Source organism: Citrobacter sp. wls708 (assembly GCF_005281255.1).
GTDB classification, from domain to species: Bacteria; Pseudomonadota; Gammaproteobacteria; order Enterobacterales; family Enterobacteriaceae; genus Citrobacter; species Citrobacter werkmanii.
Window position 1 is genome coordinate 192,409 of sequence record NZ_SZXE01000008.1, and the last position, 24,542, is coordinate 216,950.

The window sequence follows — 24,542 nt, forward strand, 5'->3', positions numbered from 1 at the left end:
GATTAATCTAACTGAGTAATGTCCAGCGCGGCGCGATCGATAATACCAATGATTTTTTTGATCTGCGCCTCGCTGGTATCACCATGATTGACGCGTAGGTCCAGCACAGCTTTGAAGTTCTCCAGCGCGCGTTTCATCTGTGGGTTTTTACGTAATTCAAAACCCACACAGCGGGCTTTAATACGTTCGTGGATATGTTCCAGATGTTCGCGGTTCTCATCCAGCCACTGCAGACCTTGAGTCGTGATGGCAATCTGCTTACGCCCACCTTCCTCGTCGCTGATGGCGATCAGGGCTTGATCCTGCAACAGATCCAGCGTCGGATAGATAACGCCCGGGCTCGGGGTGTAGTTACCCTGAGTCAGGGTTTCAATCGCTTTGATCAGTTCATAGCCGTGGCTGGCGTCGCGGGTCAGGATATCCAGAATCACCAGGCGTAATTCGCCGTGACCAAAGAAGCGCTGCCGACGACCACCGCCGCGACCGTGGCGGTGTCCGCATCCTTGTTCATGGCGATGTTCTTTGTTACAGCCTTCGTGGCGATGCTCTTCACCTTTGCAGCAGCCTGCATGGTGCTCACTGTGGCGGCTTTCGTGGTGATGTCCTTCACCCTTGCAGCAGCCTTCGTGTTGGTGCTCTGTCTGTTTACAGCAACCTTCATGATGGTTTTGCATCATCGTCTCCTGATGTGTTTTAGATATATCTAATTTATATCTAAATGTTGTTTTTATGCAAGTCGACAAATTCAATATTGTTTAATTTATTGATTATTATCTATTTTTATAAGGTCTGTGATGGCTGGTAATCACAATGTGGCTATATCAAAAAAGTGCTTGCAATCTTTCTTATTAGCAATCATTATCATTTAAAAATAAATTTAGATATATCGTATTATCTTCACGAAGGTGAAAAAATGACAAAAAACACCTCACGCTACCCACAGCGCGTTCGCAATGAACTGCGCTTCCGTGAACTTACCGTCCTGCGCGTTGAACGTATTAGCGCGGGTTTTCAGCGCATCGTACTGGGCGGTGATGCGCTGGACGGTTTTAGCTCGCACGGCTTTGATGACCATACCAAGGTCTTTTTCCCGGAGCCGGGCAGCCATTTTGTGCCGCCTGTTGTCACCGATGAAGGCATTGTCTGGGCCGAGGGTGTGCGTCCGCTCTCCCGTGACTACACGCCGTTGTATGACGAAGCGCGCCATGAGCTGGCGCTGGATTTTTATATTCATGACGGTGGCGTGGCGAGCACATGGGCAATGAATGCTCGCGAGGGTGACAAGCTGACGATCGGTGGTCCGCGCGGTTCTTTGGTGGTGCCAGAGGATTATGCGTATCAGGTTTACGTGTGTGATGAATCAGGAATGCCCGCGCTGCGCCGACGCCTGGAGTCGCTCAGCCGTTTAGCGGTACGTCCGAACGTAACGGCGCTGGTAAGCGTGCAGGATGCGGCGTATCAGGACTATTTTGCCCATCTCGACGAGTTTACTATTCAGTGGATTATCGGCCATGACGAACAGGCGGTGAACGAACATTTATCGCGGCTGAACGTGCCCGCAGACGATTATTTCATCTGGATTACCGGCGAAGGCAGGGTGGTAAAAAACCTCAGCGCTCGCTTTGAAACCGCGGCGTTCGATCAGCAACTGGTGCGCGCAACGGCTTACTGGCATCAACGCCGTTAATCAGTAATTCGATGGTGGTACGCCAAACGCCTGGCGAAAGGCGTAGCTAAATGCCGCGGTGCTGGAATACCCCACATCCAGCGCCACGGCAGTTACGCTTTTATTTTTCTTCAGCATTAATACGGACTCCAGAATACGCATTTTTTGCTTCCAGACGCTGAAGGGCAATCCGGTTTCTTTTTTGAAATGCCGTGAAAAGGTACGGGCTGACATGCCCAGATGCTGCGCCCAGTATTCAACCGAATGCTCCAGCGCCGGGGATTCCTGAATTGTCCGGCACACTTTGGTTAATTCGCGATCGTGCGGCCAGGGTAATACAAAAGCGACTTCCGGGAGCTGCAGAATAATATCGACCAGAACACTAACCAGCTTGCCCTCTTTTGACTGGCTATCATAATGGCCCGAAATTAAATTGGTGGCGTAATGAATAAACTCTCTGGCGAAATCACTGATCGCCACCACTTTACATTCATTAATGCTCTCTTCAAGAAAACCCGGCTTAATATCCAGATTCTCTAAATGCACATCATCCAGTGCCCAGACCGCATGTTCGGTATTATTGGGGATCCAGATGCCATAATGCGCCGGGATTATCCAGCATTTGCCGGCAACATCAATTCGCATGCTGCCTTTACGGGCGAAATGAAACTGCATAAAAGAGTGCGAATGCTGCGGAACATGATGGTTGGCTTCCAGGACATAAGAACGAAAGTACACGTCCTGCGGCAACTCCGTAATGGAGTTATCGGGGAATGAATTCCACTGTTTTTGCGCGAGAGTCTCCATAAATAAATCGTCAATGCTCCCGGTGATATGTCCGCTATTCGATAGATCTTGTCCGCAGATCATAATACATACATTCCGTTTTCCATAATAATCTTGCGTAACGATTTTTAGCCCACTTTGGTAAATACCATGAACACGCTTTGTTCAGATGCTGTCATCGTCAATGAAACAAATGATAACTGGACCCGAATGGGGAAAGAGCTACTTTCGCAAGCGGATATCCAGATTAATGGCTCTCGTGCCTGGGACATTCAACTTCATCATGCCGGTTTCTTTAAGCGGGTACTGCAACAAGGCTCGTTAGGGCTGGGCGAAAGCTATATGGAAGGCTGGTGGGACTGCGAGCGGCTCGATATTCTGTTCTGTAAAATTCTCAAAGCAAAACTCGACCAGCAAATGCCGGGCAACCTGAAAGATATTTTACGCATTGCCAGCGCTCGCCTGTTTAATTTGCAGTCGCGGAGCCGCGCTTGGATTGTCGGCAAAGAACATTATGATATTGGGAACGATCTTTTTGCGCTGATGCTGGATCCGCATATGCAATATTCCTGTGGTTACTGGAAAGACGCGACCACATTAGACGATGCGCAAAATGCCAAATTAAAAATGATTTGTGAGAAGCTACAACTCAAACCGGGTATGCGTTTACTCGATATCGGTTGTGGCTGGGGCGGACTGGCGGAATATGCAGCGCGTCATTACGGCGTGGCGGTAGAAGGCGTCACTATCTCTAAAGAGCAGCAGAAAATGGCGCAACAGCGCTGTGAAGGACTGGACGTTAATATTCTGCTGCAGGATTATCGTGACCTCGATAAACACTACGATCGCATTGTCTCCGTGGGGATGTTCGAACACGTCGGGCCGAAAAACTACGACACCTATTTCAGCATCGCCGACCGTTGTTTAAAACCGGACGGGCTGTTCCTGCTGCATACCATTGGCAGCAACAAAAAGGGGATGAGCGTCGATCCGTGGATCAATAAATACATTTTCCCGAACGGTTGCTTACCGTCGATATCGCATATTGCCGAGGCCAGCGAATCACGCTTTGTAATGGAAGACTGGCATAACTTTGGCAGTGATTACGATAAAACGCTGATGGCCTGGCATGAGCGTTTTAATCAGGCATGGCCGGAGCTGTCTTCACGTTACTCCGCCACCTTCAGAAGAATGTTTAATTACTATTTATGCGCCTGCGCTGGGGCTTTCCGCGCCAGAGATATTGAGCTTTGGCAGGTACTGTTTAGCCGCGGCGTCGAGGGTGGCCTCCGCGTTTATCGTTAACGTTCTGCCTGATGCGCGAAGCGCATCAGGCATTTATCACTTAACCCAACTCACTCTCCGCCAGCGCTTTAAATACCATTGCGACGGCATGCGCCCCGGGATCCATATTACCCAGCAAACTTTCGCTGCTCAGATACGATGCGCGACCCGCATTGGCTTTGCTCGACAAACAGGTTCGTTCGGCCCCGGCTTGCGCGGCGTCAAAAGCGGCATGCAGGTTGTCCGGATGCGCCAGCAGTGAGGTCAGCGCGGGTTGCAGTGCATCTATCATGGTGCGATCGCCTTCGTCTGCGCCGCCGTAGAACTTCATCTGCTCCAGACCCGCATTCAGCGCTTCGGCAACGTTAGCTCCCTGTTCCAGTTTCTGCCCGGCGGCGGTAAAGAAAATAGACATCAGCACGCCGCTGGAACCCCCCATCACCACGGTCAGGCGTTCGCCAATCAGCGCGAACAGCGTGGCAAGGTCATCCAGCGGAAGCTGCTGACGCTGCAGCAGACTGGCAATTTCACGCGCGCCGGCGGCAAAGGTTGAACCCGTATCGCCATCGCCGACTTTGGCATCCAGCGCGTTGAGATGTGCTTCCAGATTGGAAAGCGTTCCGGTGACCTGCTCCACAATTTCAGCGACCCGCGCGTTGGCAGAGGGCTGGAATTCCACATGCGCGCTGCGCTGGGATGATGGCGCGTAGCTGATTTCACGCGGTGGGACGGGAGTCGGCCAGTTGCTGGTTTCCACTTCGGTCAGCAGCGCTTTTTCGATGCTCTCTTCCAGCACGATGGCCGTTAGTGAGAATCCTTTCATATCCAGCGCGGTGACCAGCGAGGCCGGACCCATCAGCCAGTCGATGCGTGGGGATAGCGGACTGCTGGCCAGTTCGCGGGTGATAATGGCCATTTCCGCAACGGATACGCCGCCAAGATTGTTAATCATCACCGCCACTCTGCCGGTTTCAGGCAGGACCGTCAGCAGCTTATCCACCATCAGGTTCACCACCTGCGCACTGTTTTGGGTATCAATAACCGAGGCCCCCGGCTCGCCGTGAATGCCCATGCCCAGCTCAGCATGACCCGGATGATGTCGCGGCGCGGCGTCGGTTTCTTGCGGCAGATGACAGCTGGAGAGGGCGACGCCCAGGCTGAAGGTGTTGTTGGCTGCGTACTGCGCTTCACGCAGGACGGTGGCGAGGTTGTAGCCGCGTTCGGCAAAGTAACCCGCGATTTTATGCACCAGGATGGTTCCCGCAATGCCACGCGGATGTTTGTTATCCGGCAGGGAGATGTCGTCACCGACTATCAGCATTTCAACGTTGTAGCCCAGGCGTCGCGCTTTCTCGGCGGCGAGACCGAAATTAAGACGGTCACCGGTGTAGTTCTTCACGATCAACAGACAGCCAGCCTCACCGGTCACTGCCTGAATAGCGGTCAGTACCGCATCCACGCTCGGGGAGGCGAACACGTCGCCGCAGACCGCCGCAGTCAGCATACCTTTGCCGATAAACCCAACGTGCGCGGGTTCGTGCCCTGAACCGCCGCCGGAGATCACCGCCACGTTATTTTTGTTAAGGTCGCGGCGAACCACGACGCGAATGGCCGGATCGCTCTCCAGACGCGCCAGGTTATTCCACGGGCTGGTGATAATTGCACCGTCGATCACGTCGCTCACAAGCTGGGTGCGTTGGTTAAAAAAGAATTGAGACATAACGGCTCCTCGAGGTTGAGTGTAAGACAAACCCCCGAATGCATGTTCATGGTGCGGAGGCGATAGAGAGATTCTGGCGAAGTCAGCATGGAAAAAAACAACGCGAAAATGAGTTTCATTACGAAACGTGATTGCTGTTTTTTGTTCCGAAATGAAACTTAATTAGGCGAAAAATCAGCACAATGCGAACTCGCTCGACTTTTTTCTTCTGCGATCAGAGCAGGCTGCACGGCGCTGTCAGCCTTTTTTTGCGGGTTTTTACGCAGGATGGCGCGTTATTGGGGAAATTGATCTTCGTGTTGGACGGTGATTTCGCGGTAAAGGAACGGATCGGGATCGCAAACCTTATTATTTTTGTGGTTAAGCGTTCCAATATGAAACGTGTGCCTTTTTTATCTGTTTCATATCAGAACAAAATGACGAAAGATTTTTTTGTGCACGCCTCGCCATACAGTTATTACATCGCTCCGGTACGTCCGTTTTCGCCGTCAACATCAGGCTAAACGGGTTAACGCCAGGGCTCACCATGTAAAAACATGTACTTATTTGAGGATGAAAGGAATGCTAAAAGTTATTCAATCTCCAGCCAAATATCTCCAGGGTCCTGACGCTTCTACCTTATTTGGTCAATACGCTAAAAATCTGGCGGACAGCTTTTTCGTGATTGCGGACGACTTCGTCATGAAGCTGGCGGGAGAGAAGGTACTCAATGGTCTGCATAGCCATGACATTAGCTGCCACGCGGAACGCTTCAACGGTGAATGCAGCCATGTTGAAATTAATCGCCTGATTGCCATTCTGAAAAAACACGGTTGCCGTGGTGTGGTTGGGATTGGCGGTGGGAAAACGTTAGATACTGCCAAAGCGATTGGTTATTACCAGAAGCTGCCGGTGGTGGTGATCCCAACTATCGCATCTACCGATGCGCCAACCAGCGCGCTGTCCGTTATCTATACCGAAGCGGGTGAGTTTGAAGAGTATCTGATCTACCCGAAAAACCCGGATATGGTGGTGATGGATACCGCAATTATTGCCAAAGCGCCGGTACGTCTGCTGGTGGCCGGGATGGGCGATGCGCTCTCTACCTGGTTTGAAGCGAAAGCCTGTTATGACGCCCGAGCGACCAGCATGGCGGGCGGGCAGTCCACCGTGGCGGCGCTGAGCCTGGCGCGCCTGTGCTATGATACCCTGCTGGCGGAAGGCGAAAAGGCACGCTTAGCCGCCCAGGCTGGCGTGGTGACCGATGCGCTGGAACGTATTGTCGAAGCCAACACCTACCTCAGCGGTATCGGCTTTGAAAGCAGCGGCCTTGCGGGGGCACATGCCATCCATAACGGCTTTACGATTCTGGAAGAGTGTCACCATCTGTACCACGGTGAAAAAGTCGCCTTTGGTACGCTGGCGCAGCTGGTGCTGCAGAACAGCCCGATGGAAGAGATCGAAACCGTGCTGAATTTCTGTCAGAAAGTGGGCCTGCCGGTAACGTTAGCGGAAATGGGCGTGAAAGACGACATTGACGGCAAGATTATGGCCGTGGCTAAAGCCACCTGCGCAGAAGGTGAAACCATTCACAATATGCCGTTCCCGGTGACGCCTGAAAGCGTACATGCCGCTATTTTGACGGCAGACCTGCTGGGACAGCAGTGGCTGGCGCGTTAATCGGGCATAGGTAAATTTACCCAGCATCTTCTCCCCCTCTGACAGTCTCTGCCGGAGGGGTTGTCTATGGCAAAACAGCGGAAATGGATATGACGGCGCACACGCATAGCATCGGGCAGGAAGTCTCTTCGGTTCTCGCCCAGTCCTGGCATCGTTGCAGCAAGTTTATGCAGCGGGAAACCTGGCAGGCGCCGCATCAGGCGCAGGGGTTGACCTTTGAGTCGATTTGTCGTCGTAAGACGGCGCTGCTGACGATTGCGCAGGCCGCGCTGGAAGATGCCTGGGAGTTTATGGACGGTCGTCCGTGCGCACTGCTGATTCTGGATGAATCAGCCTGTATTCTCAGCCGTTGCGGCGATCCGCAGACGATAGAACAGCTGGCGGAGCTTGGATTTCGCGACGGCAGCTATTGCGCGGAAAGCATTATCGGCAGTTGTGCGCTGTCGCTGGCGACGATGCCGGGGCAGCCGACAAAAACCTCTGGCGCTCAGCACTTTAAACAGGCGTTGCATCCGTGGTCGTTCTGCTCGACGCCGGTGTTCGATAACCATGGACGTCTGTTTGGCTCCATCTCATTGTGCTGTCTGGTAGAACATGAGTCCGTTTCTGATTTATCCCTGACGCTGGCGATTGCCAGAGAAGTCGGTAATTCATTGCTGACCGACAGCCTGCTGGCAGAATCCAACCGCCATCTGAACCAGATGTACGGGCTGCTGGAAAGTATGGATGATGGTGTGATGGCCTGGAATGAGCAGGGGGTGTTGCAGTTCCTCAATGCGCGCGCGGCGCTGCTTTTGCATCTCGACGCGCAGGCCAGCCAGGGCAAAAACATTCACGACCTGCTCAATTTGCCCATGCTGCTGCGTCGGGCAATTAAACATGCCCGCGGTTTGAATCACGTCGAAGTCACTTTTGAAAGTCAGCACCAGTTTGTTGATGCTGTTATCACCCTGAAGCCGATTGTTGAGGAGCAGGGCAACAGCTTTATCCTGCTGCTGCACCCGGTGGAGCAAATGCGTCAGTTGATGACCAGCCAGCTTGGTAAGGTGAGCCACACCTTTGAGCAGATGTCGACGGACGATCCAGAAACCCGACGTTTGATCCATTTTGGTCGCCAGGCGGCAAGGGGAAGTTTCCCGATCCTGCTGTGCGGGGAAGAGGGCGTCGGGAAAGAGCTGCTGAGCCAGGCCATTCACAATGAAAGCGAACGCGCCAGCGGGCCGTATATCGCCGTCAACTGTCAGCTGTATGCCAACAGCGTGCTGGGGCAGGATTTTATGGGCAGTGCGCCCACCGATGATGAAAATGGTCGGTTGAGCCGCCTTGAGCTGGCGAACGGCGGCACGCTGTTTCTGGAGAAAATTGAATATCTGGCGCCGGAACTGCAATCCGCGCTGTTACAGGTGATCAAGCAGGGAGTATTAACCCGCCTGGATGCCCGTCGCCTGATCCCGGTGGATGTAAAAGTGATCGCCACCACCACGGTTGATCTCGCTAATCTGGTGGAGCAAAACCGCTTTAGCCGCCAGCTGTATTACGCGTTGCACTCTTTTGAGATTGTTATCCCGCCGCTACGCGCGCGGCGTAACAGTATTCCCTCGCTGATTTATACGCGACTGAATAGCCTGAAAAAACGCTTTTCAACCAGCCTGAAGATCGACGACGACGCGCTGGCGCAACTGGTGGCTTATTCATGGCCGGGCAATGACTTCGAGCTGAACAGCATTATCGAAAACATCGCCATCAGTAGCGATAACGGCCATATCCGGCTGAGCAATCTGCCGGATTATCTGTTTGCCGAGCGCCCCGGTCTGGAGACCGCGTCTTCCCTGCTGCCTGCCAGCCTGACCTTTACCGCTATCGAAAAAGAGGCGATTATCCACGCCGCCCGCGTCACCAGTGGGCGCGTGCAGGAGATGTCGCAACTGCTGAATATTGGTCGCACGACCTTGTGGCGTAAGATGAAGCAGTACGACATCGACGCCAGCCAGTTTAAGCGCAAACATCTGGAGTAGTTTCTTCGATTCTGGCCATGGAGAACAGCGCATCCGACAGTCGGTTGATATAACGCTTGGGTTCATCGCGTAACGTCAGCGTTCTGTCCATCGCGATGAGGATCCGCTCCAGCCGCCGTGCCAGGGCGCGCGCAACGTGTAGCTGTGCCGATGCCAGATTTTTTCCCGGAATGACAAATTCTTTCAGGGGGCCGCTCTGCGCCATATTGCGGTCAATAAGCTGCTCCAGCGCCTGAATATCCTCGGCGTTAATCGTCTGCGTTAAGCGGGCGAGACCTTTCTCATCGCTGGCGAGTTCCGACCCCAGTACAAACAGCATCTTCTGGATGGCATGCAGATCTTCGCGTAATTCTGCCTGGCGCGAACTGGCATAGCAGACGCCAAGCTGGGAAATCAGTTCATCCACCGTACCGTAGGCGTTAACGCGGATGTCGTCTTTGTCGATACGGCTGCCGCCAAACAGCGCAGTCGTGCCTTTATCGCCGGTTCGGGTATAGATGCGGTACATTTATTTTATCTCGCTAAAGGGAAGCACTTTGACCAGTTGGCCAGCATTGGCGCCGAGCATGCGGATCATTGCTGCCCCGGCGGCGATGTGCCCACGGACCAGCGCCCGATCCTCGGGTAGCTGGGCGTGGGTTAGGGCAATATCACCGCTGGCGCTGAGGCCGAGACCCACGCGTAGCGTTGAGCTTTTAGCCGCCAGCTTGCTGAGGGCCAGCGCGCAGTCATGTTCGTCGCAACAGATTGTCCGGCAAGGGACGCCTTGCTCTTCCAGCCCCCAGCATAGTTCATCAAGCACGCGCGTATCCTGCCAGCGTGAGTGATAAAACAGATGTACGCCCGGTGATGAAAGTGACATTGCGCCCCCTTATTGATCAGAATGCCTGACGGAAGATCCCGGCAATTTCTTTCTCGTTCCCTTTACGCGGGTTGGAGAAGGCATTGCCGTCTTTCAGCGCCATTTCCGCCATATACGGGAAATCGGCTTCTTTGACGCCCAGTTCGCGCAGATGCTGCGGAATACCGATATCGGCAGAGAGGCGAGCGATGGCATGAATCGCCAGTTCGGCGGCATCCATGGTGGACAGACCGTCGGTGTTCTCACCCATAAACTCTGCGATGTCGGCAAATTTCTCCGGATTAGCGATCAGGTTATAGCGCGCCACGTGCGGCAGCAGTACGGCGTTTGCTACGCCGTGCGGCATGTCGTACAGACCGCCAAGCTGATGCGCCATCGCGTGAACGTAGCCAAGGTTGGCGTTGTTGAAGGCCATACCCGCCAGCAAAGAGGCATAGGCCATGTTTTCACGAGCTTTCAGGTTGCTGCCCAGCGCTACGGCCTGGCGCAAATTACGGGCGATCAGACGAATTGCCTGGATAGCGGCGGCGTCGGTAACCGGGTTGGCATCTTTTGAAATATAGGCCTCAACAGCGTGGGTCAGGGCGTCCATCCCGGTCGCTGCGGTCAGTGGCGCAGGTTTGCCGAGCATCAGCAGCGGGTCATTAATAGAGACTGAAGGCAGGTTGCGCCAACTGACAATCACAAACTTCACTTTGGTTTTGGTATTGGTCAGCACGCAGTGGCGGGTGACTTCGCTGGCGGTGCCGGCGGTGGTATTCACCGCGACGATCGGCGGCAGCGGATTGGTCAGGGTTTCAATCCCGGCATAGCTGTAGAGATCGCCTTCGTGCGTCGCCGCGATACCGATGCCTTTACCGCAGTCATGCGGACTACCACCGCCGACGGTAACGATAATATCGCATTGCTCCTTACGAAAAACTTCCAGACCGTCGCGCACGTTGGTGTCTTTGGGGTTTGGTTCGACGCCGTCAAACACCACCACGTCAATACCGGCTTCACGCAGATGTTCGAGGGTTTTATCAACCGCGCCGTCTTTAATGGCTCGCAGACCTTTATCAGTCACCAGCAGCGCTTTTTTACCGCCCAACAGTTTGCAACGTTCGCCCACGACGGAAATAGCATTTGGGCCAAAAAAGTTCACATTTGGCACCAGGTAATCAAACATACGATAGCTCATAATTTACCTTCTTAGATTTAAATTATAATTCAGAGAAACAATCCAGTGCGGTTTGCGCTAATAACATGTCTTGTTCGACAGTACCGCCACTTACGCCGACGGCACCGATTAATTTATCGTTTAATATGACAGGTAAGCCGCCGCCAAAAATAACGATCCGCTGTTGATTCGTTAGCTGTAAACCATATAGTGAGGCACCCGGTTGTACCGCGTCGGTAATTTCATGAGTCCCCTGGCGCAGACAGCAGGCGGTATACGCTTTATTCAGTGAAATATCACAGCTGGTGACAAACGCGTCGTCCATGCGTTGCATCAGCAGCGTGTTTCCGCCGCGATCCACCACGGAAAAGACCACCGGCACGTTGATCTCAGACGCTTTAGCCTCGACGGCCTGCGCCATTTTTTTCGCAGCCGCCAGCGTAATGGTGGCGATTGGTTGGCTCTTATTCACAGTTTCTCCTGAAAATAGTGTAGGGCTGAGGTCACGAAAATATCGCGAGACAGCTATTTTTTATCATTGGGTTTGGCTTTATTTTGTCGCCGCGCGTTATTAAGTCAATAGGGTGAAAATTTCAAAAATATTAATTTGATTTTGCGTATCGGCATTTATTGATAATGATCATTTAACTTCGTCACAATTCTCTCTGGCTATTCCTGAGAACCGTTTCAATATGGAACGATGAATTTTTATTACGTGCCAAATTGGAACGAAATTAATTTTATTTTTTTATTGCTGTGCTCATTTAGAGTTCGGCCATTGCTGATGAAAGGCGAATGCCGGGTGGTGTGTCCCCGGCAATACGGCCCGGCGTCCCTATTTTTTATCTTTTGAGTCCATAAACTATGAGAAGATCAAAACGATTCGAAGTGCTTGCGAAGCGCCCTGTAAATCAGGATGGGCTGATTGGCGAATGGCCTGAAGAGGGGCTGATCGCCATGGAAAGCCCCTACGATCCGGCTTCGTCGGTGAAGGTAGAGAATGGTCGTATTGTTGAGCTGGACGGCAAGAGCCGCGCCGAGTTCGACATGATTGACCGTTTTATTGCCGACTACGCGATTAACGTGGCTGAAACTGAACGGGCAATGCGGCTCGATGCGCTGGAGATCGCCAGAATGCTGGTGGATATCCACGTCAGCCGGGAAGAGATTGTTGCTATTACCACCGCCATCACGCCGGCGAAAGCGGTGGAGGTGATGGCGCAAATGAACGTGGTGGAAATGATGATGGCGCTGCAAAAAATGCGCGCCAGGCGCACGCCATCCAACCAGTGCCATGTCACTAACCTGAAAGACAACCCGGTACAGATTGCCGCCGATGCGGCTGAAGCGGGGATCCGTGGTTTTTCAGAACAGGAAACCACGGTCGGCATCGCCCGCTATGCGCCGTTTAACGCCCTGGCGCTGCTGGTCGGTTCCCAGTGCGGTCGTCCTGGCGTGCTCACGCAATGTTCCGTTGAGGAGGCGACGGAGCTGGAGCTGGGGATGCGCGGGTTAACCAGCTACGCCGAAACGGTATCGGTATACGGTACAGAGTCGGTGTTTACTGACGGCGATGATACGCCGTGGTCCAAAGCGTTTCTCGCCTCGGCCTATGCGTCTCGCGGGCTGAAAATGCGTTATACCTCCGGTACCGGTTCGGAAGCGCTGATGGGCTATTCCGAGAGTAAATCGATGCTCTATCTGGAGTCGCGCTGCATCTTTATCACCAAAGGCGCGGGCGTACAGGGGCTGCAAAACGGTGCGGTCAGCTGTATCGGCATGACCGGCGCAGTGCCGTCGGGGATCCGCGCGGTGCTGGCAGAAAACCTGATTGCCTCGATGCTCGACCTTGAAGTGGCCTCCGCCAATGACCAGACCTTTTCCCACTCAGATATTCGCCGTACCGCCCGTACCTTGATGCAAATGCTGCCGGGTACCGACTTTATCTTCTCCGGCTATAGCGCCGTGCCGAACTACGACAACATGTTTGCCGGGTCGAACTTCGATGCGGAAGACTTCGATGATTACAACATTCTGCAACGCGATCTGATGGTGGACGGTGGTCTGCGTCCTGTAACCGAAGAAGAAACCATCGCCATCCGTAACAAGGCGGCGCGCGCCATTCAGGCGGTGTTCCGCGAACTGGGCCTGCCGCTGATTAGCGATGAGGAAGTTGAGGCCGCCACTTACGCTCACGGCAGCAAAGATATGCCCGCGCGCAATGTGGTGGAAGATCTGGCCGCCGTGGAAGAGATGATGAAGCGCAATATTACCGGGCTGGATATCGTCGGCGCGCTAAGCCGTAGCGGCTTCGAAGATATCGCCAGTAACATCCTCAATATGCTGAGACAGCGCGTCACCGGTGATTACCTGCAAACGTCGGCCATTCTGGATCGCCAGTTTGAGGTGGTCAGCGCCGTTAACGACATTAATGATTATCAGGGACCAGGCACCGGCTATCGCATCTCTGCCGAGCGCTGGGCGGAAATTAAAAATATCGCGGGCGTGGTTCAGCCTGGCTCAATTGAATAAGGCGGTACACCGTGGAATGCACAACTGAACGTAAGCCGGTTTTCACCTTGCAGGTAAGCGAAGGCGAGGCGGCTACAGCGGACGAACGCGTAGATGAAGTGGTGATTGGCGTCGGTCCGGCCTTTGATAAGTATCAGCACAAAACCCTGATTGATATGCCGCATAAGGCGATTCTTAAAGAGCTGGTGGCAGGGATTGAAGAAGAGGGGCTGCATGCGCGGGTAGTGAGAATTCTGCGCACCTCGGATGTTTCTTTTATGGCGTGGGATGCGGCTAATCTCAGTGGTTCCGGCATCGGGATTGGTATCCAGTCGAAAGGAACCACGGTGATTCATCAGCGCGATCTGCTACCGCTGAGTAACCTGGAGCTGTTCTCTCAGGCTCCGCTGCTGACGCTGGAAACCTATCGCCAGATCGGTAAAAACGCCGCGCGCTATGCACGCAAAGAGTCGCCTTCGCCGGTGCCGGTGGTCAATGACCAGATGGTGCGCCCTAAATTTATGGCCAAGGCCGCGCTGTTTCACATCAAAGAAACCAAACACGTGGTGCAGGATGCTGCACCTGTCACGCTGCATATTGCACTGGTAAGGGAATGACCATGAACGACAACATCATGACCGCGCAGGATTACCCATTAGCCACCCGCTGCCCGGAGAAAATCCAGACGCCTGGCGGGAAACCGTTAACCGACATTACTCTTGAGAATGTGCTGGCAGGCAAGGTCGGGCCGCAGGATGTGCGTATTTCTCAGCAAACGCTGGAGTACCAGGCGCAGATTGCCGAACAGATGCAACGTCACGCCGTGGCGCGCAATTTCCGTCGCGCGGCGGAGCTGATTGCCATCCCGGATGCTCGTATTCTGGAGATCTACAATGCGCTACGTCCGTTTCGTTCTTCATTCGCGGAGCTACAGGCGATTGCCGATGAGCTGGAGCACACCTGGCATGCCACGGTGAACGCCGCTTTTGTCCGCGAGTCGGCAGAGGTGTATCAGCAGAGAAACAAGCTGCGTAAAGGCAGCCAGTGACGGAGGGCGCATGCCGTTAATCGCCGGGATTGATATCGGCAACGCCACCACCGAAGTGGCGTTGGCGCAACATGGACGGTTTATTGCCAGCGGAATTGTCGCCACCACGGGCATGAAAGGGACGCGGGACAACATTGCCGGGGTGGTGACCTCCCTGCAGCAGGCACTGGATAAAACGCCGTGGTCGCTTCAGGACGTGGCGAAAATCTGCATCAATGAGGCCGCGCCGGTGATTGGCGATGTGGCGATGGAAACCATCACTGAAACCATCATTACGGAATCGACAATGATTGGCCATAACCCGCAGACGCCGGGGGGCGTCGGCGTGGGGATGGGAACCACCATCAGCGTGGATAAGCTGGCATCACTGAGCGAGGATCGCTTTGCGCAGGGCTGGATCCCGTTGGTGGGCGAAGAGATTGATTTCCTTGAAGCGGTCTGGCTCATCAATGAGGCGCTGGATCGTGGGATCAACGTGGTGGCGGCGATCCTGAAAAAAGATGATGGCGTGCTGGTGAACAATCGCCTGCGTCGGGCAATGCCGGTGGTCGATGAAGTCACGCTACTGGAGAAGGTTCCGGAAGGTGTGCTGGCGGCGGTGGAAGTGGCGGCCGCAGGGCAGGTGGTGCGGGTATTGTCGAATCCTTACGGCATCGCGACCTTTTTTGCCCTGACGCCGGAGGAAACGCAAACCATCGTCCCTATCGCCAGAGCGCTGATTGGCAACCGCTCCGCTGTGGTGCTGAAAACGCCGCAGGGTGATGTGCAGTCGCGAACGATCCCGGCGGGTAAGATCTTTATCCGTGGCGAAAAGCGCGGCGGTGAAGCCGACGTAGCGCAAGGCGCGCAGGCCATTATGCAGGCGATGAGCGCCTGTGCGCCCGTGTGTGATATCCGCGGTGAAGCAGGTACGCACGCGGGCGGGATGCTTGAGCGGGTGCGTAAGGTGATGGCCTCGCTGACCGGTCATGACATGAACGCCGTGCATATTCAGGATCTTCTGGCGGTGGATACGTTTATTCCCCGCGAGGTGCAGGGTGGCATTGCCGGTGAATGCTCAATGGAGAACGCCGTTGGCATTGCGGCGATGGTGAAATCTGACCGCTTACAGATGCAGGCTATCGCCAGCGAACTGAGCGCGCGGCTAAACACGCCCGTGGAGGTGGGTGGGGTGGAAGCCAACATGGCCGTGGCTGGCGCGTTAACGACGCCCGGATGCGCCGCGCCGCTGGCGATCCTCGATTTAGGCGCAGGATCTACCGATGCCGCCATTATTAATAGCGACGGCGTAGTGAAGGCGGTACATCTTGCCGGGGCGGGGAATATGGTCAGCCTGCTAATTCAAACGGAACTGGGCTTAAGCGATCCGTTTTTAGCAGAGGAAATTAAAAAATACCCGCTGGCCAAAGTGGAGAGCCTGTTCAGCATTCGCCACGAGAACGGCGCGGTGGAGTTTTTTCGTGAACCGCTCAGCCCGTCAGTATTTGCCAAAGTGGTGTATCTGAAAGACGGCGAGCTGATCCCGGTTGATAACCAGACCTCGCTGGAGAAGATTCGTCTGGTGCGTCGTCAGGCCAAAGAGAAAGTTTTTGTCACCAACTGTCTGCGCGCGTTACGCCAGGTATCACCTGGCGGCTCCATTCGCGATATCACTTTTGTGGTGCTGGTAGGCGGTTCATCGCTGGATTTTGAAATTCCGCAGATGATCACCGATGCGCTGGCGCATTACGGCGTTGTCGCCGGGCAGGGCAACATCCGTGGCACTGAAGGCCCGCGCAATGCGGTGGCGACTGGGCTGGTTTTAGCCGGAGAAGCAAAAAAATAGCGCAGAAAACAGCCGCGCAAGCGTTTAGCTGCGGGGTAAGTCAAAGAAAGGCGATGTTCTCTTTGATATCCCGGCGGAGTTGGGTACATAGTATCAAGGTGTCTCTAACGTGGTTAATTTTAAGGATAAGAGCATGCCAACAGCAATTGAGAAAGCCTTGGATTTTATCGGTGGTATGAACACTTCGGCGTCAGTACCCCATTCAATGGATGAAAGTACCGCTAAGGGAATTCTAAAGTATTTGCATGACTTAGGTGTGCCAGCGAGTCCGGAAGTTGTGATGGCACGGGGTGAGCAGGAGGGATGGAATCCTGAGTTCACGAAAAAAGTGGCCGGATGGGCAGAAAAAGTTGCCTCCGGTAACCGCATCCTTATCAAAAACCCAGAGTATTTTTCAACCTACATGCAGGAGCAGCTCAAAGAACTCGTGTGAGCTGACTATCGAATAAAACGCTAACGGACGTTTCCATCTCTGGATGGCGGCGTCCAGAAGGGTTGCCACATGCTGCTTATTGGGCAGACATATCTCAACGGAAGATTAATAAAAAAGGACCTGCGATTTCTCGCAAGTCCTTGATATTTGGTGGCCCCTGCTGGACTTGAACCAGCGACCAAGCGATTATGAGTTCCTACCGGAACAACCGAAAATCAATAGTTTGCGTTATTTATCATTGACATAGATTGCCACTGTTTGCCAATGATTACCCATTATTCGCCATTTCTACCGCCACTTTATCGCCACTAAAATGCGCTATGTTTGTGAATGCAGATACATACATATAGGTTAAAAAATAGTAACTTAGGCCTATCTTTTTTTCCATCTAAGGATATAAAGTGAACGAAAATAGTCATGATAAAAATGCTACTGAAGATGAGTACGCTGAATTTTGGAAGCATTTTAATGCGAGACATGACGATCCTCTCGTCAAAGATATAAAGAAAACATATCGATGGTTTGTTGACGTCATGGGAGAAGAAAAGTGGTCTGAGCGAAGAGATAATGTTCTACGATATTTTCGCTCCCTCACTGAACGGTTGTATAGCAGTCAATCTGATGTTTCTTTTCATGAAAAAGATTCTCGCATGGCTTTTTATGATGATTGGATCGCTTGGTATTTATATCTTGCAGAATCACTTGCAGATCGCCCAACAGTTGATGAACCTGCACAATCCTCTAGAATTTGGCCGTTTTTTGCTACCATCGGGGAATTTAGCGAAGAGTTGAAGCGTACCAAAGGTATTGAAAATAAACTTAAAGATTTACTTATTAAACCTGAAAATCAACCAGACTCTGTATTATTCGAATTGGTTGTTGCTGCCTGTTATATAAAAAATGGATGGGAAGTGGAGTTTATACCTGAATCCGGCGCAGGTAAAACACCAGACCTTCTAGTTACGAAAGGAAATGATAAACTATATGTCGAATGTAAAAGGCTTGCAAAGGTAACTCAATATTCAGAAAATGAACGAACGGAATGGGTTAAAAGATGGCAGCAAGCTCTGCCATATATAATTTCTTACCCATATCCTGTTTTTTTCAATGTAAAATTTAAATGCGAGGTCAACAGTACCAATCCGGATATTTTCTTGAATGTTGTTAGGTATTTATACGCCTCAAGAGATTTGATGCAATCTGGTGTTGCATCTTGTGAAAATGATGAAATATCAGTGGTAGCAAATTTAATTGATATGGACCGTATAAATGAACATTTTGCCAAATGGATAGTAAAGTATCCTTCTCCACAGCTTAACTCTCTTTTAGATGATAACTATGACCCCCACGGTAGTTATACAATGGCATGCCAAGCGAAACTTTGTACTTATAGCGATGATGAATATAGTACGATTAATGTTTTTGCAGATGAGATAAAGAGACCTTTCTGCGCTAAATGGGAATGTATAGCAGATGAGTCGATTACAAAAAAGGCCAAAGATGTCAAAGGATTACTTGTAAAGGCTGTAAGGCAAGCCCCAGATGATGGTAAAACAGTTATCCATATTGGATATGAAACATTGCATGGCCCACATGTCGAGGTGCTTCGTGATCAAAAAATTACTAATATGTTAGCTAATTTTGATTGCGAGGGAAAGGATATTGAAATTGTATATTGCCATTCATTCCAGCCAAGACTATTTTCAGATAACAACTGGGATTTTGCAGAAACTGTTAGGTATTATCTAAGAGGAATTAGCAACAAATATCTTTTGAAGAGAATGATGCTTTTGGAAAGGGAGGGTATTGTTGAATCCAACGACACCCATTGGGAGCAAGATCTACGAGAAATGAACAATAAATAATAAATTAGTCTAACTAAATGTATTTAATGGATTAAGCTTAACAGCATCTTCTAGGTGGTCTGGAGCAAAATGGGCATACCGCATTGTCATTTTGATATCGGTATGCCCCAAAACGCGCTGTAGGACTAAAATATTACCACCATTCATCATAAAGTGACTGGCGAAGGTGTGGCGCAAGACATGGGTAAGCTGTCCTGCCGGTAGTTCGATGGCTGTTCTTTCCAAAGCAGATCGGAACGCGCCATAACAGTCACTAAACAACCGACCTTTTTTATCATCAGGCAGAGATTTGTAGAGTTCTTCGCTTATTGGAACGGTGCGGTTTTTTCTGCCTTTTGTATTGGTGTATGTGATTTTGTATTTCGCAAGTTGGCTTTTTCTCAGACTCTCGGCCTCAGACCACCGTGCGCCAGTGGCGAGACAGATTCTTACCACGGTTTCTAAATCAGGGTGGTCATGCCGTTTACACTCTCCGAGCAGTAGCGAAATTTGGTCGTGAGTTAACCAGGCCATTTCCATTTCTTCTGTTCGGAATGGGCGCATATTTTTCAGTGGGTTTTCACCTTTCCATTCTCCGAGGCGGTTTAGCTCATTGAACACTGCCCGGAAGTAGGCCAGCTCAAGATTAAGCGTGCGAGGAGATACCTCTTTCACTCTGTTTGAACGGGCATATTCACCTTTTAACCGTTTTTCTCGGTAGCGGGAAAACATCTGCGCATCGAAATCGCGTGCAAGTGGTTCGCCCATACACTCAAAAGCATGTTGCATGGCTAACTGGCGTTTCAAGCCGTCTTTCAGTGTAATGCCATGAGCGCTATACCATGAATCAACCAGCTCTTTTAACGTGCGCCTGTCTTCCTTTTCTTCCTGCCACGGGTTTTGAACGGTGTACTGCTCAAACGCCAGAGCCTCGCCTTTAGTAGCGAATTTCTTTCTGATACGTTTGCCTTTTGCACCGTTTGGGTAGAGTTCACAAATCCAACCGCCAGCGGGATTTTTTCTTACCGTCATTGTTAAAGTTCCTGATAAACGGCAAAAACACGATTGTGAATTTTTATATCGCTAATACTGCATTCGAAAGCAATCTTTCCGCCAGAAACGTGAAGCCTTTGACCCGGTAAAATAGTGAGTTCTCGTATGCTTTTGCTGCCATCAACATCAATCAAATAAGTCCCATCAGAGAGTGAATTTTTACTCTCCATAAAATGAAATCTTCCATCAGCTTCGATGATGTAGGGATCAGAAATGGCATCAGGGAAAAACTTCTTATCAATTGTTATCCAACCCTGATCATCTAGTTGGCCTTCACTTATTGTGAATAATTGAATCGAAAGATTCAAAGTTCCCTCTGCAGGTTTCTCATTTTCGAACTTTCTGCCCTCCCCAGTAAGTAGCCAACGAAGATTTGCTCCTGTCTCTAAGGCGCAATGTGCTGCGAAGTCATAGGAGATAGCGCCTCGGGTGTACCTATTCGATAGCGAACTTGAGGCAATGTCGAAGTGGTTAGCTAATTGAATTTTCTGTGAAAATCCATAAGCCTCGCAGATGCGATCGAGGACGTCTACGTTGCTCCATCCTAAAGAATTAATGTTCATTTCACTAAAACCTATTTACTATCTCTCAATTGGGAGATATATTTTGGCTAAACCTACGCAATTGATGACAAGTGTTGGCAAACAGAGTCATTTCAATTGCAAACTTTGGCAAAAGGGAATCATGCAACATGGCTTCTGAAATCGCAATCATCAAAGTACCTGCACCTATCGTTAGTCTGCAGCAGTTCGCAGAACTTGAAGGTGTTTCTGAGCGTACCGCTTATCGCTGGACAACTGGCGACAACCCTTGTGTACCAATCGAACCCCGCACCATCCGTAAAGGCTGCAAGAAAGCAGGTGGCCCGATTCGTATCTATTACGCTCGCTGGAAAGAAGAACAGTTGCGTAAAGCGTTGGGTCATTCCCGTTTCCAACTTGTTATCGGTGCTTGATTCACATTATGTGAATTATAAGGATGTAGCATGTTTGATTTTCAGATTTCCAAACATCCCCACTATGACGAAGCGTGCCGGGCTTTTGCGCAGCGTCACAATATGGCGAAGCTGGCCGAGCGTGCGGGTATGAATGTTCAGACGTTACGTAACAAGCTCAACCCAGAACAGCCTCACCAGTTCACACCGCCTGAATTGTGGCTGCTGACTGACCTGACCGAAGACTCAACCCTCGTTGATGGTTTTCTGGCGCAGATTCATTGTCTGCCATGCGTGCCGGTTAATGAGCTGGCTAAAGATAAATTGCAGTCTTACGTCATGCGCGCAATGCGCGAACTCGGTGAACTGGCGAGCGGTGCTGTATCTGATGAGCGTCTGACCACTGCCCGTAAGCACAACATGATTGAAAGCGTTAACTCCGGCATTCGCATGTTGTCATTGTCGGCTCTGGCGCTGCATGCACGTCTGCAGACTAATCCCGCTATGTCGAGCGTGGTCGATACCATGAGCGGTATTGGCGCATCGTTTGGTCTTATTTGAGGTGCGTATGCTGAAAAGTGAACCGTCATTCGCGTCTCTGCTCGTTAAGCAAAGCCCCGGCATGCATTACGGCCATGGCTGGATCGCAGGTAAGGACGGCAAGCGCTGGCACCCGTGCCGCTCACAGTCCGAATTATTAAAAGGGCTGAAAACAAAGTCGCCGAAATCGTCAGGTTTTTTAATTATTCGTATTGTCCACTTTGTAATTAAAGGAGTGAAACATGTCACGCGATGAATTAAGAATTGTTTTAGGTGCCATGATTCCAAATATGGAGGAAGGTTTTGAAATTAAAACCCGAGACGGCGCAATACTTCGCGTTGACCCTGAGTGGGAGTGCTGCAAAGAATTTAAGGATGGATTAAAAGCCGAAATCATCAAGCAGTTAAAAAGCAAGCCTGCTGTTGTATTTGGATATAGTTAATTAATTAAACGTAATTACTTGGCGTAAACCCGCCGGGCATTCTTTTGCCAAAAATCAGGAGGATATATGAGTAGAACTATTTATTTATCAACGCCGAGTAGTGCTGGCGATCACGTGCTGGAGTCTTTGTTTAAAGAAGCCAAAAAAGAAGAGCGCAAAGATCGCGCTCTCGCCGTTTCAATCCGTCTCGAAGCGCTGGCCGTTCACATTACCAATTCAGATATGACCGGCAAAGAAGCGGCCGAACTTCTGCGCCGCGAAGCCACTCGCTTTGAGAACGAATCACAGGAGCTGCACTAATGGCTGACACAATTGATTTAGCCCAACAGCGTGAGCAGGAAGACCGCGAGCGCTACATCAACAAAGCGCGCAGCCGTATCGCTGCGCCTTCCCGTTTTTTCTGCGAAAAATGTGACGCACCAATCCCAGAAGCTCGCCGCATTGCGATTCCGGGCGTGGATTTGTGCGTGACCTGTCAGCAAATCGACGAGCTCAAATCTAAGCATTATCGGGGGGTATGAATTGGCTGTTCAATTCGCGTTTCCGTGGAATGCTCCACGGTCGGCAATAACCAGTCCATATCTTACCTACGACCAACAGTATCGCCGCGACCGTATGTTCGCGGCTTTGCTGCATGCGAGAAAGGTGCTTTCTCTCCAGCCTGAGTGCGTGCGTTTTGATGTTTATCGAACCGCTGCGGTGCTGGAGCAAAATCAGGGCAGTCAACGAGCCAATGCTTTTTTAATCAGCTTCTGCAAAAAGGCATTGCCGCGTCTTGAACTGGTTGCAAAAAAATACGAGTGCGCTGGCATCAACAGCAATGTATCAACCGCTGTTTTCGGTTGTCATTTTGATACCCAGCTTATGCAATATCTGGCGTCACGCATGGTCAATATGGTCGCCAGATATAATCGCCTCCCTGATATGTCGCGTGCTGATGTTGACCTGTTGGCCGCTGATATTGCTAATTACATTCGTGGTGAACTTGCCAACATTGATGACCACGGATTTGGCGAGCTTAAAACGCTGTACACCTGGTATATCCTTGCTGGCATTATTTCCCTCCAATTCAACGTTATCCCACCACATTGGGATCGGGTTGCAAAAAATTATGTCGACGCGGATGAAATCGCACCGGCTATCGCCAAGATGTTTAATGATGGGTGGTGGCGTGGTCGTTTGCGCCGCGTTGCGGCTACGTGGCGCGAACACCTGCAAATTGCAGTCGGTAACGTCAACAAGAAAAAAAATACCTACGCGAGTAAAAACTGCGTGACTGACTGGCGTGAACAAAAGCGCCGCACTCGTGAATTTCTCAAAGGTCTGGATCTCGAAGACGAAGATGGCAACCGTATCAGCCTGATTGAAAAATATGATGGCTCAGTTGCTAACCCTGCCATTCGCCGCTGTGAGCTCATGACCCGCATTCGTGGGTTTGAAAACATCTGTAATGAGCTCGGTTATGTTGGTGAGTTTTACACTCTAACCGCGCCGTCAAAATACCACGCCACGACTAAAGCCGGTTACCGTAACAGCAAATGGAGCGGTGCCAGCCCGGCTGACACGCAAAACTATCTAACCGGTATCTGGGCGCGTATCCGTGCCAAACTGCATCGGGAAGATGTGCGAATTTTCGGTATTCGTGTCGCCGAGCCCCATCACGACGGTACTCCACACTGGCACATGCTGATGTTCATGCTGCCGGAAGATGTTGAATATGTTCGCTCCATCGTCCGTAAATATGCATGGAAAGAAGACCGCCACGAGCTGAAAAGCGATAAAGCCAAAAAAGCACGTTTCCACCCTGAGGCCATTGACCCGGAGAAAGGCAGCGCAACTGGCTATGTTGCTAAATACATATCAAAAAATATCGACGGTTATGCTCTTGATGGTGAAGCCGATGATGAAAGTGGTGAGCTGCTGAAAGAGACCGCCCCAGCTGTTTCAGCATGGGCAGCGCGCTGGCACATCCGTCAGTTTCAGTTTATCGGTGGTGCGCCGGTGACGGTTTACCGTGAGTTACGTCGTCTCGCTGATACCGAAACCGCGCACGGCCTGAGCGTTGAGTTTGCCGCCGTCCATGATGCCGCCGACGCTGGTGACTGGGCGGGTTATGTTAATGCGCAGGGTGGGCCGTTTGTCCGTCGCGATGACTTACAGGTGCGCACATTGTATGAACCGCGTACCGAGCTTAATCAGTACGGTGAGGAAACGGTATGTATTAAGGGGGTCTACGATTCCTCCATAGGTGCAGGGAGCCCGATTTTAACCCGGCTCACTCAGTGGAAGATTGTTCCGAAGCGTGCTGTTGATTTGGCCGTTGACCTTCAGGACGGCAAAGCCGTCCCTCGGAGTTCTGTCAATAACTGTACGGGAAGCGAAAGCGATCCACCGGAACTCGATTTATCAAAACCCCTGAGTCGACGTGAAAAACGAGAGTTAACAAACCGAATCAGAAAGCAAAAGCCAGCAATGCGGCGAAAATTCATCCACGGAACGGATGAACAAAATGCAGCTATAGCGAAAACTATTGGCGAGATACATCTGACAACCGGCATAAATATCAGCCGGGGTGAAGCCCTGCACCTGATGGCGGGTGGTAAAAGTTGCTTTGACGGTAAATGGTTGCGAGGAACGGCCACAGGAGAAATATTTACCACGGCGCCATCACATCAGGCGAAAGTTAAGGCATATCGGACCAAAGCTACAGAAATCCTCAATCGTGTTGCGGTTTTAGCGGGGCTGGCAACGGAAATATAA

The 24,542-nt window shown here is 51.4% G+C and carries 27 protein-coding genes; 18 read left to right on the forward strand and 9 right to left on the reverse strand.

Annotated features, from left to right (window positions below; translation table 11 throughout):
* Nucleotides 1–2: 2 nt before the first annotated feature.
* Complete coding sequence (locus FDW97_RS03565; protein ID WP_161959069.1) at nt 3–677, reverse strand: PadR family transcriptional regulator; 675 nt, start codon at nt 675–677, stop codon at nt 3–5.
* 236 nt (nt 678–913) lie between these two features.
* Between FDW97_RS03565 and FDW97_RS03570 the strand changes: the two genes are divergently transcribed.
* Nucleotides 914–1,687, forward strand: coding sequence for a siderophore-interacting protein (locus FDW97_RS03570; RefSeq protein WP_137350645.1), 774 nt, complete (start codon nt 914–916; stop codon nt 1,685–1,687).
* On the opposite strand, the gene FDW97_RS03575 is transcribed toward FDW97_RS03570, so the two are convergent.
* Nucleotides 1,688–2,536, reverse strand: a complete 849-nt coding sequence (locus FDW97_RS03575) for an AraC family transcriptional regulator (RefSeq protein ID WP_038634037.1) — start codon at nt 2,534–2,536, stop codon at nt 1,688–1,690.
* Between the two features lie 66 nt (nt 2,537–2,602).
* On the opposite strand from FDW97_RS03575, the gene cfa reads away from it, so the two are divergent.
* Nucleotides 2,603–3,757 (forward strand): cyclopropane fatty acyl phospholipid synthase, encoded by a 1,155-nt coding sequence (gene cfa / locus FDW97_RS03580; RefSeq protein ID WP_038634036.1) that lies wholly within the window; start codon nt 2,603–2,605, stop codon nt 3,755–3,757.
* A gap of 40 nt (nt 3,758–3,797) precedes the next feature.
* Here cfa and FDW97_RS03585 read toward each other — a convergent pair whose 3' ends face one another.
* Nucleotides 3,798–5,456 (reverse strand): glycerone kinase, encoded by a 1,659-nt coding sequence (locus FDW97_RS03585; protein WP_137350646.1) that lies wholly within the window; start codon nt 5,454–5,456, stop codon nt 3,798–3,800.
* 182 nt (nt 5,457–5,638) lie between these two features.
* Between FDW97_RS03585 and FDW97_RS03590 the strand changes: the two genes are divergently transcribed.
* The 3 genes from FDW97_RS03590 to dhaR all read left to right on the forward strand — a co-directional run bounded on the left by FDW97_RS03590 (nt 5,639) and on the right by dhaR (nt 9,130).
* Nucleotides 5,639–5,959 (forward strand): hypothetical protein, encoded by a 321-nt coding sequence (locus tag FDW97_RS03590; protein WP_249359784.1) that lies wholly within the window; start codon nt 5,639–5,641, stop codon nt 5,957–5,959.
* Between the two features lie 58 nt (nt 5,960–6,017).
* Entirely contained in the window at nt 6,018–7,115 is a 1,098-nt protein-coding gene (locus tag FDW97_RS03595; protein WP_007372185.1) for a glycerol dehydrogenase, read from the forward strand.
* 89 nt (nt 7,116–7,204) lie between these two features.
* Nucleotides 7,205–9,130 carry a dihydroxyacetone kinase operon transcriptional regulator DhaR gene (dhaR, locus tag FDW97_RS03600; protein WP_038642879.1) on the forward strand — a complete coding sequence of 642 codons (1,926 nt, stop codon included), beginning with the start codon at nt 7,205–7,207 and terminating at the stop codon, nt 9,128–9,130.
* Here the strand turns inward: dhaR and FDW97_RS03605 are convergent.
* From FDW97_RS03605 to FDW97_RS03620, 4 genes are read right to left on the reverse strand one after another with little or no spacing between them, the layout of a single operon-like run.
* Complete coding sequence (locus FDW97_RS03605) at nt 9,108–9,638, reverse strand: cob(I)yrinic acid a,c-diamide adenosyltransferase (protein ID WP_137350647.1); 531 nt, start codon at nt 9,636–9,638, stop codon at nt 9,108–9,110. The two genes, dhaR and FDW97_RS03605, sit on opposite strands and share 23 nt — an antisense overlap.
* Nucleotides 9,639–9,992 carry a glycerol dehydratase reactivase beta/small subunit family protein gene (locus FDW97_RS03610; RefSeq protein ID WP_137350648.1) on the reverse strand — a complete coding sequence of 118 codons (354 nt, stop codon included), beginning with the start codon at nt 9,990–9,992 and terminating at the stop codon, nt 9,639–9,641.
* Nucleotides 9,993–10,008: 16 nt separating this feature from the next.
* Nucleotides 10,009–11,172, reverse strand: coding sequence for a 1,3-propanediol dehydrogenase (gene dhaT, locus FDW97_RS03615; protein WP_038634024.1), 1,164 nt, complete (start codon nt 11,170–11,172; stop codon nt 10,009–10,011).
* A 22-nt stretch (nt 11,173–11,194) separates the two neighbouring features.
* The gene (locus FDW97_RS03620) at nt 11,195–11,623 is read right to left on the reverse strand and encodes a heme-binding protein (RefSeq protein WP_137350649.1); all 429 of its coding nucleotides are present in this window, start codon (nt 11,621–11,623) and stop codon (nt 11,195–11,197) included.
* Between the two features lie 392 nt (nt 11,624–12,015).
* Between FDW97_RS03620 and FDW97_RS03625 the strand changes: the two genes are divergently transcribed.
* The 6 genes from FDW97_RS03625 (at nt 12,016) to FDW97_RS03650 (ending at nt 18,833) form a co-directional block, all read left to right on the forward strand.
* Nucleotides 12,016–13,683, forward strand: a complete 1,668-nt coding sequence (locus tag FDW97_RS03625; protein WP_016243883.1) for a propanediol/glycerol family dehydratase large subunit — start codon at nt 12,016–12,018, stop codon at nt 13,681–13,683.
* A gap of 11 nt (nt 13,684–13,694) precedes the next feature.
* Complete coding sequence (locus tag FDW97_RS03630; protein WP_038634014.1) at nt 13,695–14,279, forward strand: propanediol/glycerol family dehydratase medium subunit; 585 nt, start codon at nt 13,695–13,697, stop codon at nt 14,277–14,279.
* Nucleotides 14,280–14,281: 2 nt separating this feature from the next.
* Nucleotides 14,282–14,710 (forward strand): diol dehydratase small subunit, encoded by a 429-nt coding sequence (locus tag FDW97_RS03635; RefSeq protein ID WP_061382555.1) that lies wholly within the window; start codon nt 14,282–14,284, stop codon nt 14,708–14,710.
* 10 nt (nt 14,711–14,720) lie between these two features.
* Nucleotides 14,721–16,535, forward strand: coding sequence for a diol dehydratase reactivase subunit alpha (locus tag FDW97_RS03640; protein ID WP_038634008.1), 1,815 nt, complete (start codon nt 14,721–14,723; stop codon nt 16,533–16,535).
* A gap of 109 nt (nt 16,536–16,644) precedes the next feature.
* The gene (locus FDW97_RS03645; RefSeq protein ID WP_001573898.1) at nt 16,645–16,968 is read left to right on the forward strand and encodes a DUF1889 family protein; all 324 of its coding nucleotides are present in this window, start codon (nt 16,645–16,647) and stop codon (nt 16,966–16,968) included.
* A 401-nt stretch (nt 16,969–17,369) separates the two neighbouring features.
* The gene (locus tag FDW97_RS03650) at nt 17,370–18,833 is read left to right on the forward strand and encodes a hypothetical protein (RefSeq protein WP_137350650.1); all 1,464 of its coding nucleotides are present in this window, start codon (nt 17,370–17,372) and stop codon (nt 18,831–18,833) included.
* Nucleotides 18,834–18,842: 9 nt separating this feature from the next.
* Here the strand turns inward: FDW97_RS03650 and FDW97_RS03655 are convergent, their stop codons facing one another.
* Both FDW97_RS03655 and FDW97_RS03660 read right to left on the reverse strand, forming a co-directional pair.
* A complete protein-coding gene (locus FDW97_RS03655; protein ID WP_137350651.1) occupies nt 18,843–19,844 on the reverse strand; it encodes a tyrosine-type recombinase/integrase in 1,002 nt (333 codons plus the stop codon).
* Nucleotides 19,845–19,846: 2 nt separating this feature from the next.
* A complete protein-coding gene (locus tag FDW97_RS03660; protein WP_061549578.1) occupies nt 19,847–20,428 on the reverse strand; it encodes a phage repressor protein CI in 582 nt (193 codons plus the stop codon).
* Nucleotides 20,429–20,556: 128 nt separating this feature from the next.
* Here FDW97_RS03660 and FDW97_RS03665 point away from each other — a divergent pair, with 128 nt between their 5' ends.
* The 7 genes from FDW97_RS03665 (at nt 20,557) to FDW97_RS03695 (ending at nt 24,542) form a co-directional block, all read left to right on the forward strand.
* Complete coding sequence (locus FDW97_RS03665; protein WP_061549577.1) at nt 20,557–20,820, forward strand: hypothetical protein; 264 nt, start codon at nt 20,557–20,559, stop codon at nt 20,818–20,820.
* A 30-nt stretch (nt 20,821–20,850) separates the two neighbouring features.
* Nucleotides 20,851–21,360, forward strand: a complete 510-nt coding sequence (locus FDW97_RS03670; protein WP_052935637.1) for a phage regulatory CII family protein — start codon at nt 20,851–20,853, stop codon at nt 21,358–21,360.
* A gap of 7 nt (nt 21,361–21,367) precedes the next feature.
* Nucleotides 21,368–21,595 carry a phage filamentation protein Fil family protein gene (locus FDW97_RS03675; protein ID WP_001550178.1) on the forward strand — a complete coding sequence of 76 codons (228 nt, stop codon included), beginning with the start codon at nt 21,368–21,370 and terminating at the stop codon, nt 21,593–21,595.
* Nucleotides 21,582–21,782 (forward strand): hypothetical protein, encoded by a 201-nt coding sequence (locus FDW97_RS03680; protein WP_001550179.1) that lies wholly within the window; start codon nt 21,582–21,584, stop codon nt 21,780–21,782. Before FDW97_RS03675 ends, FDW97_RS03680 begins: the two co-directional genes overlap by 14 nt.
* A gap of 66 nt (nt 21,783–21,848) precedes the next feature.
* Nucleotides 21,849–22,082: a DUF2732 family protein gene (locus FDW97_RS03685; protein WP_103014764.1), complete on the forward strand. Its 234-nt coding sequence runs from the start codon at nt 21,849–21,851 to the stop codon at nt 22,080–22,082.
* Nucleotides 22,082–22,303, forward strand: a complete 222-nt coding sequence (locus FDW97_RS03690) for a TraR/DksA family transcriptional regulator (protein ID WP_061549575.1) — start codon at nt 22,082–22,084, stop codon at nt 22,301–22,303. The genes FDW97_RS03685 and FDW97_RS03690 overlap by 1 nt, the downstream gene beginning before the upstream one ends.
* Before the next feature lie 94 nt (nt 22,304–22,397).
* Nucleotides 22,398–24,542, forward strand: a complete 2,145-nt coding sequence (locus tag FDW97_RS03695) for a replication endonuclease (protein WP_249359786.1) — start codon at nt 22,398–22,400, stop codon at nt 24,540–24,542.

Bases quoted from the DNA above. Each gene is read 5' to 3' on its own strand.
- FDW97_RS03565 (WP_161959069.1), bottom strand. From the start codon at position 677: ATGATGCAAAACCATCATGAAGGTTGCTGTAAACAGACAGAGCACCAA.
- FDW97_RS03570 (WP_137350645.1), top strand. From the start codon at position 914: ATGACAAAAAACACCTCACGCTACCCACAGCGCGTTCGCAATGAACTG.
- FDW97_RS03575 (WP_038634037.1), bottom strand. From the start codon at position 2,536: ATGATCTGCGGACAAGATCTATCGAATAGCGGACATATCACCGGGAGC.
- cfa (WP_038634036.1), top strand. From the start codon at position 2,603: ATGAACACGCTTTGTTCAGATGCTGTCATCGTCAATGAAACAAATGAT.
- FDW97_RS03585 (WP_137350646.1), bottom strand. From the start codon at position 5,456: ATGTCTCAATTCTTTTTTAACCAACGCACCCAGCTTGTGAGCGACGTG.
- FDW97_RS03590 (WP_249359784.1), top strand. From the start codon at position 5,639: ATGCGAACTCGCTCGACTTTTTTCTTCTGCGATCAGAGCAGGCTGCAC.
- FDW97_RS03595 (WP_007372185.1), top strand. From the start codon at position 6,018: ATGCTAAAAGTTATTCAATCTCCAGCCAAATATCTCCAGGGTCCTGAC.
- dhaR (WP_038642879.1), top strand. From the start codon at position 7,205: ATGACGGCGCACACGCATAGCATCGGGCAGGAAGTCTCTTCGGTTCTC.
- FDW97_RS03605 (WP_137350647.1), bottom strand. From the start codon at position 9,638: ATGTACCGCATCTATACCCGAACCGGCGATAAAGGCACGACTGCGCTG.
- FDW97_RS03610 (WP_137350648.1), bottom strand. From the start codon at position 9,992: ATGTCACTTTCATCACCGGGCGTACATCTGTTTTATCACTCACGCTGG.
- dhaT (WP_038634024.1), bottom strand. From the start codon at position 11,172: ATGAGCTATCGTATGTTTGATTACCTGGTGCCAAATGTGAACTTTTTT.
- FDW97_RS03625 (WP_016243883.1), top strand. From the start codon at position 12,016: ATGAGAAGATCAAAACGATTCGAAGTGCTTGCGAAGCGCCCTGTAAAT.
- FDW97_RS03635 (WP_061382555.1), top strand. From the start codon at position 14,282: ATGAACGACAACATCATGACCGCGCAGGATTACCCATTAGCCACCCGC.
- FDW97_RS03640 (WP_038634008.1), top strand. From the start codon at position 14,721: ATGCCGTTAATCGCCGGGATTGATATCGGCAACGCCACCACCGAAGTG.
- FDW97_RS03655 (WP_137350651.1), bottom strand. From the start codon at position 19,844: ATGACGGTAAGAAAAAATCCCGCTGGCGGTTGGATTTGTGAACTCTAC.
- FDW97_RS03660 (WP_061549578.1), bottom strand. From the start codon at position 20,428: ATGAACATTAATTCTTTAGGATGGAGCAACGTAGACGTCCTCGATCGC.
- FDW97_RS03665 (WP_061549577.1), top strand. From the start codon at position 20,557: ATGGCTTCTGAAATCGCAATCATCAAAGTACCTGCACCTATCGTTAGT.
- FDW97_RS03670 (WP_052935637.1), top strand. From the start codon at position 20,851: ATGTTTGATTTTCAGATTTCCAAACATCCCCACTATGACGAAGCGTGC.
- FDW97_RS03675 (WP_001550178.1), top strand. From the start codon at position 21,368: ATGCTGAAAAGTGAACCGTCATTCGCGTCTCTGCTCGTTAAGCAAAGC.
- FDW97_RS03680 (WP_001550179.1), top strand. From the start codon at position 21,582: ATGTCACGCGATGAATTAAGAATTGTTTTAGGTGCCATGATTCCAAAT.
- FDW97_RS03685 (WP_103014764.1), top strand. From the start codon at position 21,849: ATGAGTAGAACTATTTATTTATCAACGCCGAGTAGTGCTGGCGATCAC.
- FDW97_RS03690 (WP_061549575.1), top strand. From the start codon at position 22,082: ATGGCTGACACAATTGATTTAGCCCAACAGCGTGAGCAGGAAGACCGC.
- FDW97_RS03695 (WP_249359786.1), top strand. From the start codon at position 22,398: ATGTTCGCGGCTTTGCTGCATGCGAGAAAGGTGCTTTCTCTCCAGCCT.